This is a genomic window from Hymenobacter aerophilus DSM 13606, from assembly GCF_000382225.1.
GTDB lineage: Bacteria > Bacteroidota > Bacteroidia > Cytophagales > Hymenobacteraceae > Hymenobacter > Hymenobacter aerophilus.
This window is the reverse complement of record NZ_KB907802.1, coordinates 25,222-40,399: the sequence shown is the minus strand read 5'-3', so window position 1 is coordinate 40,399 and position 15,178 is coordinate 25,222. Positions and strand designations below refer to the sequence as shown.

Below are 15,178 nucleotides of genomic sequence, written 5' to 3'. Positions count from 1 at the left end.
TTTTGAACAATAAACTCACCATTTCACCAACTCACCATTTCACCATCTCACTATTTCACCTCCTTGAGCATCTCCAGTACCATGTGCTCGGTGGGCGTGAGCAGGTCGTTCTGGCTGGGGTCGGCATCGTGGCGGCGCAGATAGTCGAGGAGCTGGTTGGAGTTGAACAGCTCGATTACCTGGGGGTGGATATAGTATTTGGAGCACACGGTGGGCGTGTTGCCCAGGTTTTCGGCTACGTCCTTGATGGCCCGCTTCAGCGTTTTGGGGCGCGGAAATTCGGGTTCCTCGTCCAGAATCCGCTCCAGGCACTCCACCATTTTCACGGTGCCGCCCCAGGTTCTAAAGTCCTTGGCCGAGAGGCTCAGGCCGGTGGCCTCGTGCAGGTAGTCGTTCACGTCGCCCGATTCGAGCTCGTGGCGCTGGCCGTCGGGCGTGTAGAACTGGAACAGGTGCTGGCCCGGAATTTCCTTGCACTTCTGCACCATGCGGGCCAGTTTCCGGTCGTGGATGGTCAGGTCGTGGGCCACGCCCTTCTTGCCCACGAAGCTGAAGCGCACATCGGCCCCGCTCACCTGCACGTGCTTGTCGCGCAACGTAGTCAGGCCGTAGGTCTTGTTTTTCTTGGCGTACTCCTTGTTGCCGACGCGGATAAACGACTGATCCATGAGCGTGAGCACCAGGGCCACCACTTTAGTTTTATCGAGCTTGGGCCGGGCCAGGTCCTTGTGCATACGGGCCCGCAAACCGGCCAGCTGCTCGCCAAAGGCCCGCAGGCGGCTGAACTTGGTCAGGGCCCGGGCCTGGTCCCAGGCGGGGTGGTAGAGGTACTGCTTGCGGCCCTTGGCGTCGCGGCCCGTTACCTGCAGGTGGGTGTTGGGCGAGGGCGAAATCCAGACGTCGGTCCAGGCCGGCGGAATCACGAAGCCCTCGATGCGGGCCAGCGTCTTTTCGTCGGTGAGCAGCTCGCCCTTGGCCGTGCGGTAGCGCACCTTGCCGGCGCGGGTGGTTTCGCGGGTCAGGCCCGGCTTGCTGTCGGTGAGGTAGCGCAGGCCGGCCAGCTCGGCCTGGCGGGCGGGGTCCTTGTAAAGCTCGTGGGCTTCGGGCAGCGGGGCGAGGCGTTTTTTCTTGGTTTTGGGGCGGGCGGTGGCAGTGGTAACCATAGGAGGCGGAACGGGAAAGGCGCGCCAGAGCTGACGGGCGGGTTCTGCTCTACGCAGAAACCCGCCCGAAGGTGGCTGCCACCCGACGCCGCAGCCAGCGGCACCCACGCAACCGGCAAACGGGCCCTTTATGCCTGCTTAGTGGTTTTCCGGGCCTTTGAGGCCTACTTTTGCCCCCCGGTAAGCAGCGCCCAAAGCAATGCGCGCCTCAAAGTGCGGCCAACCCTGGCACCGTTTTTTCTAGGCGGCCCGTACATCTCCCTTTTTTCAACCCCTCAATTTACTGCTTTCTATGCGGAATGTTCTGCAAAAAACCGGCCTGCTGGCGGGTCTGGCCCTAACCCTCGGCGGCGCGGCCTCCTGCTCCAAAGATGGCGACGGCGTGCTCCTTTTCTCCCTCGAAGACGACAAGGCCCTGGGCGAAAAAGTAGCCGCCCAGACCGATTCCACTTTCCGGGCCAAAGGCCAGCTGCTCGAAGCCAGCCAGAATCCGCAGGCCTACGCGGCCCTCAACAAAATCGTGCTGCGGGTGCTCAACTCGGGCAAGCTGCAGTACCGCAACGAGTTTCCCTGGGACGTAAAAATCATCAAGGATGATAAGACCCAGAACGCCTTTGCCACGCCCGGCGGCCACATTTACGTGTACTCGGGGCTGATTAAGTACCTCGACAACGAAACGCAGCTGGCCGGGGTGCTGGGCCACGAAATTGCCCACGCCGACCGCCGCCACACCTCCCGCCAGCTGCAGCAGCAGTACGGCATCAGCGTGCTGCTGAGCTTGGTGCTGGGCGACAACCAGAACACGCTGGTCGATGTGGCCAGCAGCCTGGGCCAGCTCAAATTCAGCCGCGACTACGAAACCGAGGCCGATGCGTACTCGGTGGAATACCTCAACGGCACCAACTACTACGCCTGCGACGGGGCGGCCGGCTTCTTCATCAAAACCCAGAACGACGGCCAGGCCAGCCCGCCCGAGTTCCTGAGCACCCACCCCAACCCCGGCAACCGCGTGCAGAACATTCAGGCCAAGGCCGACGAGCTGAACTGCCGCAACCGCACGGCCGGCTCCGACGACTTCAACCAGTTGAAAAGCGCCCTCTAGGCACGCTGAAGCTGATGTTTAGCAGGCTCCCGGCAAATTGCCGGGAGCCTTTTTTATGACTGACGCGGCGCCGGCGGTCCGGCGCCGGACTCGGCCGCTCGCCGGTAAACTGCTTTCTTTGCCCCTGTATGCCTCCTATCCGCCAAAAATTCCACGACTGGGCCGAAAGCGCCGACGACTCGCTGACCCGGCTGCGGGCCCGCCTCGGGCTGCTGCACCCGCTGCAGCTGGTGCCCTACCGCAGCTACGGCACACCCGAGCGCCTCTACGTGAAGGGCCGCCTGCTCACCGACAAGGGCATTGGTGAGCCCGACCCGGCCGACTCGCGCTGGCACAACCTGCTGAACATGTACCGGCGCTTCGACAGCAACGAAATTGCCGGCGCCCAGCTCAGCGTGCGGCCCGCCGACGGCTCCGAGCACCCCATCCTCACCGACGAGGAAGGCTACTTTACCCTCAACCTGGCCCCGCAGACGCTGCCCACGCCGGTCGATTTTTTGTGGTATCCGGTGGCGGTGCAGCTGCTGAAGGCGCCCGCCCCCTTCCCCACCCCGCCCGATTTGCGCACCCGCGCCATGGTGCTCATTCCGCCCGCAGATGCCGAGTACGGCATCATTTCCGACCTCGACGACACGGTTATCCAGACGTCGGCCACCGATTTGCTGCGCATGGCCCGCACGGTGCTGCTGCGCAACGCCCGCTCGCGGCTGCCGTTTGCGGGCGTGGCCGAATTCTACCGGCAGCTGCAGCTGGGCCGTAACGGCCGGCGCAACAACCCGTTTTTCTACGTCAGCTCGTCGCCCTGGAACCTCTACGACCTGCTCGACGATTTCCTGGCCCTCAACGACATTCCGCCCGGCCCGCTGCTGCTGCGCGATGCCGGTCTGCAGCGCCGCCAGACGGCCGCCGCCAGCAGCCACCACGCCCACAAGCTGCAGGAAATCGATAACCTGCTGCTCACCTACGCGCTGCTACCCTTCATCCTCATCGGCGACTCGGGCCAGGAAGACGCCAACATCTACCGCGAGGTGGTGCGCCGCCACCCCGGCCGCATCCTGGCCATCTACATCCGCGACGTTAACCGCGCCGACCGGGCCGCCCTGGTCGAGCAGGTGCGCGAGGATTTGCGTAATGATAAGGTGGAAATGCTGCTGGTGCAGGACACGGTGCAGGCCGCCGAGCACGCCGCCGCCACCGGCCTCATCTTCCACCAGGCCATTCCGGCCGTGAAAGAGGAAAAGGCCAAGGATGAAGTGGAGGATTAGGGATTAGGGATTAGGGATTAGGAAAGAACGTCATTCAGAGCGCAGCGAAGAATCTCGCGTGCTAATCGGCAGGATATTCCAACGACTGCACGCGAGATTCTTCGCTGCGCTCTGAATGACATTCATTCCTAATCCTAACTCGAATGGTCGGCCACGACCACCCACTTGCCGGCAATGCGGCGCATCACCAGCAGGAAGTGGCCCTGCAGGTCGCCGGCGGCCGGGCGGGCCAGGTGCCAGCGGCCGATAACCTGGGCCGCATCGGGGCTGAGGGGGCAGATTTGCAGGCGGCTGAAATCGAGCTGGCCCATGGCGGCGGGGCTCGGGTAGCTGCGGCGGTAGTTGTCGAGCGTGTGCTGCCAGCCGTAGGTGAGGCCGCTTTTGCCGATGAACACCAGCGAGTCGTTCTGCCAGTAGCCCTGCATGAAGCCGGCCACGTCGCCGCGGTTCCAGGCCGCCGTTTGGGTGTTGAGCACCGCCGCAATATCGTGGCGGGCCGCGGCCTCGGTGGCGGGCGTGAGGGCAGCCAGGCGCGGCGAGCAGGCGGGCAGCGTGGCCGCGGCGGCCAGCAGCAGCGGGAAAAGCAGGTGTTTCATGGGGCGCAGTTTAGTTGATTGGTGAGGCAATATTGTCATCCTGAGCCCAGCGAAGGACCTTACTACGCTTCAACAGTCATCGTTTCAACTTGATAAGGGCCTTCGCTCCGCTCAGGATGACAAACTCGTTATCAAACCTGACTTTCTAAAAAGCTTCAGTGCCTTCTATACAGGTCCTTCGCTGGGCTCAGGATGACAAGCAGCTTACTCCTTCGCCATCAGCTCCCGCACGTACTCGGTGCCGCGCAACTGCCGCATCCGGCGCAGCACCCGGCGCTGCTTGGAGCGGGCCACGGGGCCCGGGTTGCTGGCCCGAAAGCGCAGTGGGTTGGGCAGCACGCCGGCCAGCAGGGCCGCCTCGGCGGGGCTGAGCTTGGCGGCGGCCTTGCCAAAATAGGCCTGCGAGGCGGCTTCGGCCCCAAAAATACAGTCGCCCATTTCGGCCACGTTCAGATACATTTCCATAATGCGGCGCTTGTCCCAGAGCAGTTCGATGAGCAGCGTGAAGTAGGCCTCGGCGGCCTTGCGCACGTAGCTGCGGCCCTGCCACAGAAACACGTTTTTGGCCACCTGCTGCGTGATGGTGCTGCCGCCGCGCAGCTGCTTGCCGCCGCTCATGTTCGATTTGGCCGCCTTCAGCAGCGCGTCGCCGTCGAAGCCGTGGTGCAGCAGAAACCGCTGGTCCTCGGCCGCCACCAGCGCCAGCGGCAACTGCTCCGACACGTCTTCGAGGCTTTTGAAGCGGTACTGAATGCGGCGGTTTTCTTCGCGGATACCGTGGTAGCCCTTGCCCACCGGGGCGTGGGCCCGGCGGTCGAGCATAAGCCAGGTGGCGGGCGGGCTCACCCAGCGGTAGAGCAGCACCCAGGCCACCGAAGTCAGGAAGGCCACGGCCAGCACCTGCAGAAAAATCCGGCCCGCCTGACGGGCAATGTGTTTGAAATCTGTCACGCGCGCAGCAGCTTGAAAAGGCCCGACTTCCGGCTGGAAGTGCGGGCAAAAATAGCGGCTGCGGCGGGGAAGCCCACGCTGCGCCCCCACCCGGCCGCCAAAAAAGCAGCCTCCGCTCCGGGAAGATTTGGGCTCGGCCGTTGTTATTACGGCCCAGGCCCCGTAGCTTCCTCGCCCTGCTTTCCCTTTTGCTTATGCGCCAACTTGCTCTGTTTCCGCTCAATCTGGTGGTTTTTCCCGGCGAAAAGCTCAACCTGCACATCTTCGAGCCCCGCTACCGCCAACTGGTGCGCGACTGCCTGCTGGAGGGCATCACGTTTGGCATTCCGCCTTATATAAACGGAGGCGTTAGCCGGCGCGGCACCGAAGTGCGGCTCGTGGATGTAGAGAAAAACTACCCCTCGGGCGAGCTCGACATCCGCACCAAAGCCGTTGGCGTGTTTGAAATCGACGAGTTCCAGCGCGAGCTGCCCGGCAAGCTCTACGCCGGTGCCACCGTCCGCGACCTGCCCGACGACGCCGAGGCCGACCCCGCCCTGCACGGCCGAACCGCCGAACTGATTGAGCAGCTTTACGGCATTCTGGGCCTGCGGCGCCTGTTTCTGGATTTGCCAAGCAGCTTCCGCATCTACGACGTGGCCCACCAGCTGGGCATGAGCACCGAGCAGGAGTACGAGCTGCTGGAGGCTGACACCGAGGCCGAGCGCCAGGTGCTGGCCCTGCGCCACCTCGAACGGATTCTGCCCGTGCTGCAGGAAACCGAACGCCTCAAGGAGCGCGTGCGCCTCAACGGCCACTTTAAAAACCTCACCCCGCCTTCGTTTTAACTGCTGATGCGTAGTTGAAAGCAGGATGCGTAAATGACCTAGTGCCCGTTTACGGCCTGCCAGGTTTGCTCCGGCTCCAATTAGTAGTTTTGATATGACCAGCGCCTACCTTTTTTACGCCGTACTGCTGCTGGCCGGGCTGCTGGCGCTGTGGCTGGGGCGGCGCTACCTGCGCGAGCGGGCCTACCGCCGCCGGACCTACGTGGCGCCCGCCGCGGCCAACTGGGCCACGCGCCCCCAGCCCGGCCACCCGCCGCGCCACCGCGTGGCCCTGCTCGGCGACCCCGGCGCCGTGGCCACCGACGGCTCCGACCCGGTACTGCAGCTGCTGGAACAGTGGGAGCAGGAAACGGGCGCGGCCGGCACCATCATCCTGCTCGGCGACAACATTTACCCCGTGGGCCTGCCCGCCCCCGAGCATCCCGGCCGGGCCGCCGCCGAGGCCCGCTTTAATGCGCTGCTGGCCGCGCTGGGCCGATTTGCGGGCCGCGTGGTGCTGCTCAGCGGCAACCACGACTGGAACAAAGGCCGCCCCGACGGCTGGGAATACCTGCGCCGCCAGGAAGCCTATGCGCACGAACACCTGCCCACGGCCCACTACCTGCCAACCGACGGCGCCCCCGGCCCGGTAACCCTGCAGCTGGCCGAGGGCCTGCTGCTGCTGGTGCTCAACACCCAGTGGTGGGTGCAGCAGGGCGCCCGCCCGGCCGCCGACTCGCGCCAGCCTTTCCGCGAGCTGCGGGCGCTGCTGGAGGCCAACCGCCACCAGCAGGTGCTCGTGGCCGGCCATCACCCGCTGTACTCCAACGCCCTGCATGGGGGCAAATTCACGGCCAAGCAGCACGTATTTCCGCTGACCACGGTGAGCAAGCGCGCTTACCTGCCGCTGCCTTTTATCGGCTCGTTGCTGCCGCTGTACCGCAAAACCGTGGGCGCGGCCGAAGACATGGCCCACCCCCGCTACCGCAAAATGCGCCGCCGCCTGCTGCGGGTGCTGCGCGATTTTCCCGGCGTCATCTACGCCGCCGGCCACGACCACAACCTGCAGTATTTCCAGCGCGACGGCGGCCACTACCTTGTAAGCGGCGCGGGCAGCAAAACGGCCTTCGTGCAGGCCGGCGGCCGGGCCACCTTCGTGCACGAGCACCAGGGCTTTTTCGGCCTCGATTTCTACGGCCCCCACGAAACGTGGCTGCGCACCTACGAACCGCCCAGCGGCGCGCCCGAGGTGTTCCGGCTCCGGCTCAATGGCGCACCGGCCGCCGGGGCCCCGGCAGCCGAAGCATCGGCAGCGGCTACGGCTGCTCCTGTGCGGCCGTAGCGGGCGGCACCAGCACCCGCAGGCTGCGCGGCTCCAGACTGATTTCGACCGGGCAGGGCAGCGTGTACGGCTCGCCATCCAGCTGCACCAGCACCTCGGTGGCCCCGGCTACCGCAATGCGGGCGCGGCGGCAGCTGAGGCGACGGGTGTAGTCCGAATCGTCGAAGGTGCTGGAATATAGGCGGTAGAGCAGACCGGGCGCGGCCAGGCCCGGGAAGGGCTCAATCAGGCAGATTTCGAACTGGCCGTCGTCCAGCTCGCGGTTGGGGTTGATGACGACGTTGCTGCCGAAGGTGTTGGCGTTGGCAATGGTCAGCATGAAAGCCGGCCCCTCCCAACTGCCGTGCTCGGTTTCGATGCGGTAGGTGGCGGGCTTGTAGCCGGCGTACTCCTGGGTAGCAATGCGCACGTAGGCGCCCGGCCCGCGCACGTTGCCTTCGTTGAAGCGCTTCACTACGCAGGCATTGAAGCCCAGATCAGCCAGATGCACCACGAAGCGCCCGCCCACCCGCAACGTGTCGAGCTGGCGGACGGCGTGCTGCCAGGTCAGGGCCAGGGCCGCTTCGAGCTGCAACGGAATGCCCAGGTCTTTGGCCAGGCCGTTGCCCGAGCCCAGGGGCAGCACGCCCAGCGGAACCAAGCTGCCGGCCAGCGCCTCGGCCACCAGACTCACCGTGCCGTCGCCGCCGGCGGCAAACGCGGCATCGGGCGGCGGATCCACGGCCAGCAACTTACGTAACCGGGCCAGGTCGTCCTCGCCGGTGGTCTGGTAGAAGTCGGCCTGCCGGCCCCGCTCGGCGCAATAGGCCTCGATGGTCGCCCGGAGCTGGGTTTTATCGATGTCGCCCGAGATGGGGTTGAGCACGAACAACAGCCGCTGCAACTGGGCAGAAGAATTCTCTTTCATAGCGTAGCCGCTCAAACCCGCCCGCGGGGTGCCGGGCCAGTCAGGCGTTAAACGAACATAGCCGACCAATGGCCGGCTATGCGCGTCAAACGCGAAAGAATTTGAGGCGCTGCGGCCGTTAGGGCTTAAGGCCGGCCGGCAGGCCCTGCGGGAAATCAGCGGCAATATCACGCTCGATTTCCTGGATGCGGTTGCCGGGGTTGGGGTGAGTGCTCAGGAACTCGGGCGGGTTGCTGCCGTGGTTTTCGCGGTCCAGAATCTCCATCACCTGAATCATGGAGCGCGGGTCGTAGCCGGCCGAAGGCACGAAATCCACGGCCAGCTTGTCGGCTTCCAGCTCGTCCTGGCGGCCGTAGCGCATGGTCAGCAGCTTGCCTACCATGGCGGCGGCGGCGGCGCTGGCGGCCGTGCCGGGCCGTTCGGGGTCGTAGAGGCCGATGGCGGCGGCGCCGGTCAGGCCGTTGGTGAGGTTGGATTTGGCCACCTGCTCGGCCGAGTGCCGGGCTACCACGTGGCCGATTTCGTGGGCCAGCACGCCGGCCACCTGGCCCTCAGTGGTCAGGTTTTTCAGCAGGCCGGCCGTAATGAAAATCTGGCCGCCGGGCAGGGCGAAGGCGTTGATGGTGTTCTCATCGGCCAGCAGATGAAACTGAAACTGGTAGGGCGTCTGGCGGGCCTTGGTGCTCTGCACAATCTGCTGGCCGATGCGCTGCACGGCTGCCTGGGCCTGCTGATCGGGGTGCAGGCCGCCGTACTGGGCCGCCATTTCGGGGGCCGCCTGCAGGCCGAGTGCAATTTCCTGCTCGGCCGACATATTGACGTGCTGCACCTCGCCGGTCACCTCGTTTTTCTGGGTGTTACAGTAATAAGGAATGAACGCAAAAGCGGCCATCAGCAGGGCCAGCAGGTATCGGAAGTTGCCACGCATAGCAGGGAAGGAAAAGGAATGGAAGAAAGGGAGGTCTTTAGCGTTGCGTAACGCGGCCCCGCGGTAAGGGTTGCGCCCGGCCCCGAAACCCAATAATCCATCTGTCACGTATCAGGCCCAAACACCAACCTCTCTCCCGTTGCGGTTTTCTCCTCCCCACCTCTTTTCCCCTTGATTATGAATCAGAAACGCACTTTCGGCAGCATCCTCACCATTCTGGGCATCATCGGCATTATCTGGGCCGCGCTGGCCTTCCTGCAGATCGGGGGCCTGGGCCTGAGCAAGATGAACTCACTCGTGCCCTTCATTGTGGGCCTGATCTTCTTCATGGCCGGCATCAACCTGGTGCGCACAACCAGCGACCGGGCTTAAGCCCTCCCCCCTGAACTCACCAAAAAGCCCGCTGCCGGTACATACCGGCAGCGGGCTTTTTGGTGAGTTCAGGAGCCTTGAGCGTAGTTCAGCAGCTAGCCCGCCTGCGCGCCTTGGCTCTGCAGTTCCCGGGCAAAAGCCAGCAGCGCGGCATCCAGCTCCAGCAGCGCCGAGCGGTAGCCGACCTCCGCCGGCCCATGAATGTAGAGCACGGTGCCGCCTTTGATGGTGCGGATGATGGCCGCCGACTCGGCCGCCGGCAGCGCCGGGCAGCCCTGGCTACGCCCCAGCCGCCCGTGCCGGCTCACAAATGCCTGGCTCACGTAGTCGGCGCCGTGCACCACGATGGCGCGGCTGGCGGCGTTGGTGTTGTAGCCCGCATCAACGCCCTGCAGCCGCAGCGACAGGCCGTGCTTGCCCTGGTACGTGGGGCCGGTGACGTAGAAACCCAGGCTGCTTTTCTCGGAGCCCTCCACGTTGGAAAAGTTGCGGGCATACTCCTCGCCCGTGTTTTTGCCGTGGGCCACCAGCGTGTGGTGCAGCAGCCGGCCCGCGGCCACATCCACCACCCACAGCCGCTCGCGGTTGCTCGACTGGCTGAAATCGGCGATGCTCAGCGTGTGGCAGCCGGCCTTTATACGGCCCTGCTGCTGCAGGTTGTAGAACCCCAGCAGCGCCTGCCGGTATACGGGCAGCGGCAGCGCGGCCGCCGTCAGCCCGGCCCGGATGTAGGTGCGGGCCACGTGCTGCTCGAAGGCAGCCAGGTAGCTGCTGCGCTCGGCCGGGCTCAGCGCAGTGGCAAGAGCCGGCAGCCGGTGGCTGTCGGAGGTAACGGGCGCCTTGGAAGCCGCGGCTTTGGGCGCGTCGGCGGCAACGTGGGCAGCGGGCGTGAAGCCGCTAAAAAGAGTCAGGAGGAATCCGGCGGTCAGCGTCGGGAACTTCAGCATGGGCCTGCGGTGAGCGGTGCGGGAAGCAGCGAATTTGGGGGTAACTTGCAACGGCCCTCGGTTAGGGCCAGACCAAAACTAGCATTTTTTCTGCAAATCTGCTGCCCGCTGCGGGTCTCATTTCCCCTCATGAAACTTCCTTCTTTGCCTCTTTCCCGGCTGTTGCTACCCGCGGCGCTGCTGGCTCTTACCAGCTGCGGCCACGCGCTGCCCAGCCTGCCCGGCTTCGACGCCGCCGCCTGGCGCGCCGACCGCTACGGCTGCCTGGGCCAGCGCGCCCAGCTCGTGCCGGTGCTCGAAAAGCAGCGCGCCGACCTATTCGGTGCCCGAATCAACGATATAACCAAGCTGATGGGCCACCCCGACGAGGAGGAACTGGGCGAGCAGAGCGACAAGGTGTACATCTACTACGTGGTGCCCGGCATCCAGTGCGCCCCCAACCACCCGCGTTCGGCCGCCTACCGCGTCATGCTCCGCAGCGGCGCTACCGGCACCGTTACGGAAGTCATTCTGCCCGTGCTGCCCCAAACAGGTAAGTAGGATTATTAACTTAGGTAGCCGTCTGTTGTGCCTCCGCATGCGGCGCTGGCCAACCGGAAAATGCTTGTCAGCCGCTAGGTGCGGTAATGCTGCGAACTGCCGGCTGCGCCCAAAACGACTCCGGCCCCTCCTGAATAAATTCGGGAGGGGCCGGAGTCGTTTTGGGTTGGATGTGGAATGAAAGAGTTGTTAGCCCAGTCCGCCCTGCGTGTCGGGTTGCGGGGCCGGGGTGGCGGGTTGCTGCTCGCGCATCAGGCTGAGCTGCGAGGGCGTGAGGATCCGGCCGCATTCGGCGTCGTAGTGCGACTGGAGCTCGGAAAGCGCCTGCTGCATAAGCGACGGGTTCTCGTGGTACTGCCACTGAATTTCGTCGGCCTGCGAGGTTTTGATGTAGTTGATGCGGTGCACGCGGGCCACCTGCGCTTCGTTGAGCTGAAGCTGGGCAGTCATCTGCCGGGTCAGCGCCTCCGCCTGCACAGCCGTCAGGTCGCGGCCCTCGGGCCGTTCGGCGAAGTGTTCCTTCTTCTGGGCTAGTGCCATCGAACTGAGGCTACCCAGGAAAATGAGGGTGAGAAGAAAGACTTTCATGATAAGTAGGTGCTGGGTTGGCGGACTATTGGGAGTAGGTTGGCGGTAAACCACCCGGCTCTTCAAATAATTCCACCAAGCATTTATATCATGCAATAATATACATAAAAAGCCACATTGAAAAGCTCTGATATAAAATCTACATAATTATATATAAAAATAATACATTTACATGAAACATTAAATAATTATATTAAGTTAACAGGTGGAATTCTGCCATCATCCTTTTGTCTTTCATAAACAACTGACATAAAGTCATTTCACTTGAATGATGCGAAAGCTACAGCCGTATTGCACTTCCGGAAGGCCATATATAATCATACTGCGGAATGATTGACAGGCTGTTTAACCAGCCGATTAATCTTCCTGTCCCATGGGCTTATGGTCGGGGCTTTTGTAGTACTGCATAGCCACGAGCGAGATAATCATGCCCCACATAGCCCCCTGCAGAATAATGGCCAGGAAAGCAATGGTTACCGACAGGTCGTAGCCGAACAGGTCGCGGGCCTGCAGACCGCTCATGATACCGGGGTTGAGGACGCCGGCGTAGAGAATGAAGAACAGCCCAAACGCGATGGAGGCCACCAGAGCTGTGACGATACCCGTGCCGAAGCCTCCTAAGTAGGGCATGCGGCCTTGGCAGCTACGCTTATAGTGCACAATGGCCACGCACACGCCAACGGCCAGAATGGCGCCGTTCAAAAAGCTGAACTCAATCCGGTCAGACAGGTTGAAAAACGAGGCTATAACGAAGTAAATCATCATGCCAACCGAGGTATAGAGGCCGTAGCGGACGCCGTTGTTTTCGGGAGTAACTTTAGATTCAGCCATAAGAGTAACGGGTGGGGTTGTGGGTGAGGGAGCAGAACGGTGGCCCGCAGCCGGAACCAGTAACACCAGACGGGATGTTGGCTTATGGCGGCCGGGCGGCGCTCCATATTATACCATCCTGATGGTCTAGTGGTTGTGGTTTGCCGCCCTTTTCTGCCCCTTAGCCCCATTACGGGTTCCGATAATTCACCGACGAAGGCAATTTCCGTACTTTTGCGGCCGGCTACGCGGCGCCTGGCGCGGCGGATGGCCCGTTGCATTCTTTCTTGCTTACCCCTTTCTATGATCAGCACCTCCAACGTAAGCCTGCGCTATGGCAAGCGCGTTTTGTTTGAAGACGTTACCATCAAGTTTATGCCCGGCAACGTGTATGGCCTCATCGGGGCCAACGGCGCCGGTAAATCCACGTTTCTGAAGATTCTGGCCGGCGAAATCGAGGCCAACACCGGCTCGGTAGATATGCCCAAGGGCTCGCGCCTGTCGGTGCTTAAGCAGGACCAGTTCGCGGCCGACGCCTTTCCGGTGCTCCAGACCGTGATTATGGGCCATACGCGCCTGTGGAAGGTGATGGAAGAGAAGGATGCGCTCTACGCCAAGGCCGATTTCTCGGACGCCGACGGCGAGCGGGCCGCCGAGTTGGAAGGCGAGTTTGCCGACCTCGAAGGCTGGAATGCCGAGTACGAGGCGGCCGAGCTGCTTTCGGGCCTCGGCATCTCGGAAGACAAGCACCAGACGCTGATGGGCGATTTGGGCACGTCCGACAAAGTGCGGGTGTTGCTGGCCCAGGCGCTGTTTGGCAACCCCGACGTGCTGCTGCTCGACGAACCCACCAACGGCCTCGACGCCGAAACCGTGCTCTGGCTCGAAAACTTCCTCGACTCGTTCCAGAACACCGTGATTGTGGTCAGCCACGACCGCCACTTCCTCGACGCGGTGTGCAACTATATGGCCGACCTCGACTTCTCGAAGATTACCATGTACCCCGGCAACTACTCGTTCTGGTACGAAAGCAGCCAGCTGGCTTTGCGCCAGCGCCAGGATGTGAACAAGAAAACCGAGGACAAGCGCAAGGAGCTGGAGGAGTTCGTGCGGCGCTTCTCGGCCAACGCTTCCAAAAGCAAGCAGGCCACCTCGCGCCAGAAGCTGCTGCAGAAGCTCACGCTCGAAGAAATCAAGCCCAGCTCGCGCAAGTACCCCTACATTGCCTTCAAGCCCGAGCGCGAGGCCGGCAACCAGCTGCTGACGGTGGAAAACCTGAGCGCCAAGGTGGATGGCCAGACCATCTTCCGCAACGTGTCGTTCATGCTCGACAAGGGCGACAAGGTGGCCCTCGTTAGCCGCGACGACCGGGCCCCTTCCCTGCTGTTCGACATTCTGTTCGAGCAGGTGAAGCCCGCTACCGGCACCTTTAAGTGGGGCACCACCATCACGCCCAGCTACTTCCCCAAGGAAAACACCGAGTTCTTTGATACAGATTTGAACCTGGTGGACTGGCTGCGCCAGTACAGCACCGAGAAGGACGAGTCGTTTATCCGGGGTTTCCTGGGCCGGATGCTGTTTTCGGGCGAGGAGTCGCTCAAGAAAAGCAACGTGCTGAGCGGCGGCGAGAAGGTGCGCTGCATGCTGAGCAAGATGATGATGGAAGGCGGCAACGTGCTCACGCTCGACGACCCCACCAATCACCTCGACCTGGAAAGCATCACGGCCCTCAACAACTCGCTGCAGGAGTTCAACGGCACGCTGCTGTTTGCTTCGCACGACTTGCAGGTGATTGAAACGGTAGCCAACCGCATCATCGAGCTCACGCCCGACGGCATTATCGACCGCCGCATGACCTACGAGGAGTACCTGGCCGACGAGAATATCCGCGAGCAGCGCCGCCGCATGTACCAGCTGGTTTCGTAGCTTTAGCGGCAACTCTCGGTATTGAATACGGGAAAGGGGAAATGGTGCGTTATTGCAGAGCAGTGACGCACCATTTCCCCTTTTTGCCCGTTGCAGAATACCCACTCCCCTATCTATATCTACCAATGAAACGACTCCTGTTTTCGCTGCTGCTGGGCGGAACCGGCCTCGCGCTGGCCCCGGCCGCTGCCCAAGCCCAAACCACGCCCGCCGATACGACCCGCACCGTAAAGCCGCAGCTGAATACGGCCCCGCCCGGCTCGGCCCCCGCCCGCCGGCCGCCGCCTACGCCCCGCACTGAGCCGCAGCAGCCTGCCCCCGCTACCGCCCCGCCCGTGTACCAGCCCGACCCCAACGTGCCGGCTTCGCGCGCCCCGGCCTACGACCCCAACCGTCCCTCGGGCATGGATTTGCCTAACCGCCCGGGCGTGGCTCCGCCCCCGCCGCCGCTGCGCAAGTATTTCCTGTACACCAATTTCGGGCTGGGCTTTAGCGGCTACGACGGCTACAACCAGTTCAGCGCCAGCGTAGCGCCCGCCATCGGCTACCGCTTCACCGAGCGGTTTGCGGCCGGTCCGGGCATTTCGTACGCCTACAACAGCTACTCCTTTGGCCGGGGCGGACCAACCATCAAGACCAACAGCCTGGGCTTTAAGGGCTTCGCGCAGTTTATTGTGTACAAGGAGTTCTTTCTGCACGCCGAGTACGAATACACTAAGGCCGAAACGCTGGGTATTGACTACAATAACGGCATCGTGTACACCTACAAGCATGATGTGCGCACCCCGCTGGCCGGCGTGGGCTACCGCAACCGTTTCGGCGAGCGGTTTGCCGCCGATATTGTGGTGCTCTACAACTTCAACGATGGCTTCGACGACATCTATGGCCAGCCGGTGATTCGTTTCAGCTTTATGTACGATTTGAAATAAGCGCGG

At 62.9% G+C, this 15,178-nt stretch carries 16 protein-coding genes; 8 read left to right on the top strand and 8 right to left on the bottom strand.

Annotation, left to right across the window (positions count from 1 at the left end; all coding sequences use genetic code 11):
- Nucleotides 1-50: 50 nt before the first annotated feature.
- On the bottom strand, nucleotides 51-1,163 hold the full coding sequence (locus H145_RS0102925; protein WP_019946642.1) for a DNA topoisomerase IB: 1,113 nt from the start codon (nucleotides 1,161-1,163) through the stop codon (nucleotides 51-53).
- A 292-nt stretch (nucleotides 1,164-1,455) separates the two neighbouring features.
- Between H145_RS0102925 and H145_RS0102920 the strand changes: the two genes are divergently transcribed.
- Both H145_RS0102920 and H145_RS0102915 read left to right on the top strand, forming a co-directional pair.
- Nucleotides 1,456-2,265, top strand: coding sequence for a M48 family metalloprotease (locus H145_RS0102920; protein WP_019946641.1), 810 nt, complete (start codon nucleotides 1,456-1,458; stop codon nucleotides 2,263-2,265).
- Nucleotides 2,266-2,393: 128 nt separating this feature from the next.
- Nucleotides 2,394-3,530: an App1 family protein gene (locus H145_RS0102915; RefSeq protein WP_019946640.1), complete on the top strand. Its 1,137-nt coding sequence runs from the start codon at nucleotides 2,394-2,396 to the stop codon at nucleotides 3,528-3,530.
- A 134-nt stretch (nucleotides 3,531-3,664) separates the two neighbouring features.
- On the opposite strand, the gene H145_RS0102910 is transcribed toward H145_RS0102915, so the two are convergent.
- Nucleotides 3,665-4,126, bottom strand: a complete 462-nt coding sequence (locus tag H145_RS0102910; RefSeq protein ID WP_019946639.1) for a YybH family protein — start codon at nucleotides 4,124-4,126, stop codon at nucleotides 3,665-3,667.
- 204 nt (nucleotides 4,127-4,330) lie between these two features.
- A complete protein-coding gene (gene mtgA, locus H145_RS0102905; protein WP_019946638.1) occupies nucleotides 4,331-5,077 on the bottom strand; it encodes a monofunctional biosynthetic peptidoglycan transglycosylase in 747 nt (248 codons plus the stop codon).
- A 194-nt stretch (nucleotides 5,078-5,271) separates the two neighbouring features.
- Here mtgA and H145_RS0102895 point away from each other — a divergent pair, with 194 nt between their 5' ends.
- Entirely contained in the window at nucleotides 5,272-5,904 is a 633-nt protein-coding gene (locus H145_RS0102895) for an LON peptidase substrate-binding domain-containing protein (protein WP_019946637.1), read from the top strand.
- Between the two features lie 94 nt (nucleotides 5,905-5,998).
- Nucleotides 5,999-7,225 (top strand): metallophosphoesterase, encoded by a 1,227-nt coding sequence (locus H145_RS0102890; RefSeq protein ID WP_019946636.1) that lies wholly within the window; start codon nucleotides 5,999-6,001, stop codon nucleotides 7,223-7,225.
- On the opposite strand, the gene H145_RS0102885 is transcribed toward H145_RS0102890, so the two are convergent.
- Nucleotides 7,200-8,132: a diacylglycerol/lipid kinase family protein gene (locus H145_RS0102885; protein ID WP_157541056.1), complete on the bottom strand. Its 933-nt coding sequence runs from the start codon at nucleotides 8,130-8,132 to the stop codon at nucleotides 7,200-7,202. The genes H145_RS0102890 and H145_RS0102885 overlap by 26 nt on opposite strands.
- 118 nt (nucleotides 8,133-8,250) lie before the next feature.
- Complete coding sequence (locus H145_RS0102880; protein ID WP_019946634.1) at nucleotides 8,251-9,060, bottom strand: M48 family metallopeptidase; 810 nt, start codon at nucleotides 9,058-9,060, stop codon at nucleotides 8,251-8,253.
- Between the two features lie 177 nt (nucleotides 9,061-9,237).
- On the opposite strand from H145_RS0102880, the gene H145_RS0102875 reads away from it, so the two are divergent.
- Nucleotides 9,238-9,432 (top strand): hypothetical protein, encoded by a 195-nt coding sequence (locus H145_RS0102875; protein ID WP_019946633.1) that lies wholly within the window; start codon nucleotides 9,238-9,240, stop codon nucleotides 9,430-9,432.
- Nucleotides 9,433-9,527: 95 nt separating this feature from the next.
- On the opposite strand, the gene H145_RS0102870 is transcribed toward H145_RS0102875, so the two are convergent.
- Complete coding sequence (locus tag H145_RS0102870) at nucleotides 9,528-10,379, bottom strand: murein L,D-transpeptidase catalytic domain family protein (RefSeq protein ID WP_019946632.1); 852 nt, start codon at nucleotides 10,377-10,379, stop codon at nucleotides 9,528-9,530.
- 129 nt (nucleotides 10,380-10,508) lie between these two features.
- On the opposite strand from H145_RS0102870, the gene H145_RS0102865 reads away from it, so the two are divergent.
- Nucleotides 10,509-10,919 (top strand): hypothetical protein, encoded by a 411-nt coding sequence (locus H145_RS0102865; protein WP_157541053.1) that lies wholly within the window; start codon nucleotides 10,509-10,511, stop codon nucleotides 10,917-10,919.
- A gap of 189 nt (nucleotides 10,920-11,108) precedes the next feature.
- Here the strand turns inward: H145_RS0102865 and H145_RS0102860 are convergent, their stop codons facing one another.
- Together H145_RS0102860 and H145_RS22445 are read right to left on the bottom strand one after the other, a co-directional pair.
- A complete protein-coding gene (locus H145_RS0102860) occupies nucleotides 11,109-11,507 on the bottom strand; it encodes a hypothetical protein (protein WP_019946630.1) in 399 nt (132 codons plus the stop codon).
- Between the two features lie 357 nt (nucleotides 11,508-11,864).
- Complete coding sequence (locus H145_RS22445) at nucleotides 11,865-12,338, bottom strand: DUF4199 domain-containing protein (protein ID WP_019946629.1); 474 nt, start codon at nucleotides 12,336-12,338, stop codon at nucleotides 11,865-11,867.
- Nucleotides 12,339-12,620: 282 nt separating this feature from the next.
- Here H145_RS22445 and H145_RS0102850 point away from each other — a divergent pair, with 282 nt between their 5' ends.
- Both H145_RS0102850 and H145_RS22440 read left to right on the top strand, forming a co-directional pair.
- Nucleotides 12,621-14,243 (top strand): ABC-F family ATP-binding cassette domain-containing protein, encoded by a 1,623-nt coding sequence (locus tag H145_RS0102850; protein ID WP_019946628.1) that lies wholly within the window; start codon nucleotides 12,621-12,623, stop codon nucleotides 14,241-14,243.
- A 125-nt stretch (nucleotides 14,244-14,368) separates the two neighbouring features.
- Entirely contained in the window at nucleotides 14,369-15,172 is an 804-nt protein-coding gene (locus H145_RS22440; RefSeq protein WP_019946627.1) for a hypothetical protein, read from the top strand.
- Nucleotides 15,173-15,178: the final 6 nt, after the last annotated feature.

Coding starts and splice junctions, on each gene's coding strand:
- H145_RS22440 (WP_019946627.1), top strand. CDS start 14,369: ATGAAACGACTCCTGTTTTCGCTGCTGCTGGGCGGAACCGGCCTCGCG.
- H145_RS0102860 (WP_019946630.1), bottom strand. CDS start 11,507: ATGAAAGTCTTTCTTCTCACCCTCATTTTCCTGGGTAGCCTCAGTTCG.
- H145_RS0102925 (WP_019946642.1), bottom strand. CDS start 1,163: ATGGTTACCACTGCCACCGCCCGCCCCAAAACCAAGAAAAAACGCCTC.
- H145_RS22445 (WP_019946629.1), bottom strand. CDS start 12,338: ATGGCTGAATCTAAAGTTACTCCCGAAAACAACGGCGTCCGCTACGGC.
- H145_RS0102885 (WP_157541056.1), bottom strand. CDS start 8,132: ATGAAAGAGAATTCTTCTGCCCAGTTGCAGCGGCTGTTGTTCGTGCTC.
- H145_RS0102865 (WP_157541053.1), top strand. CDS start 10,509: ATGAAACTTCCTTCTTTGCCTCTTTCCCGGCTGTTGCTACCCGCGGCG.
- H145_RS0102870 (WP_019946632.1), bottom strand. CDS start 10,379: ATGCTGAAGTTCCCGACGCTGACCGCCGGATTCCTCCTGACTCTTTTT.
- H145_RS0102880 (WP_019946634.1), bottom strand. CDS start 9,060: ATGCGTGGCAACTTCCGATACCTGCTGGCCCTGCTGATGGCCGCTTTT.
- H145_RS0102890 (WP_019946636.1), top strand. CDS start 5,999: ATGACCAGCGCCTACCTTTTTTACGCCGTACTGCTGCTGGCCGGGCTG.
- H145_RS0102920 (WP_019946641.1), top strand. CDS start 1,456: ATGCGGAATGTTCTGCAAAAAACCGGCCTGCTGGCGGGTCTGGCCCTA.
- H145_RS0102850 (WP_019946628.1), top strand. CDS start 12,621: ATGATCAGCACCTCCAACGTAAGCCTGCGCTATGGCAAGCGCGTTTTG.
- H145_RS0102875 (WP_019946633.1), top strand. CDS start 9,238: ATGAATCAGAAACGCACTTTCGGCAGCATCCTCACCATTCTGGGCATC.
- H145_RS0102910 (WP_019946639.1), bottom strand. CDS start 4,126: ATGAAACACCTGCTTTTCCCGCTGCTGCTGGCCGCCGCGGCCACGCTG.
- H145_RS0102895 (WP_019946637.1), top strand. CDS start 5,272: ATGCGCCAACTTGCTCTGTTTCCGCTCAATCTGGTGGTTTTTCCCGGC.
- H145_RS0102915 (WP_019946640.1), top strand. CDS start 2,394: ATGCCTCCTATCCGCCAAAAATTCCACGACTGGGCCGAAAGCGCCGAC.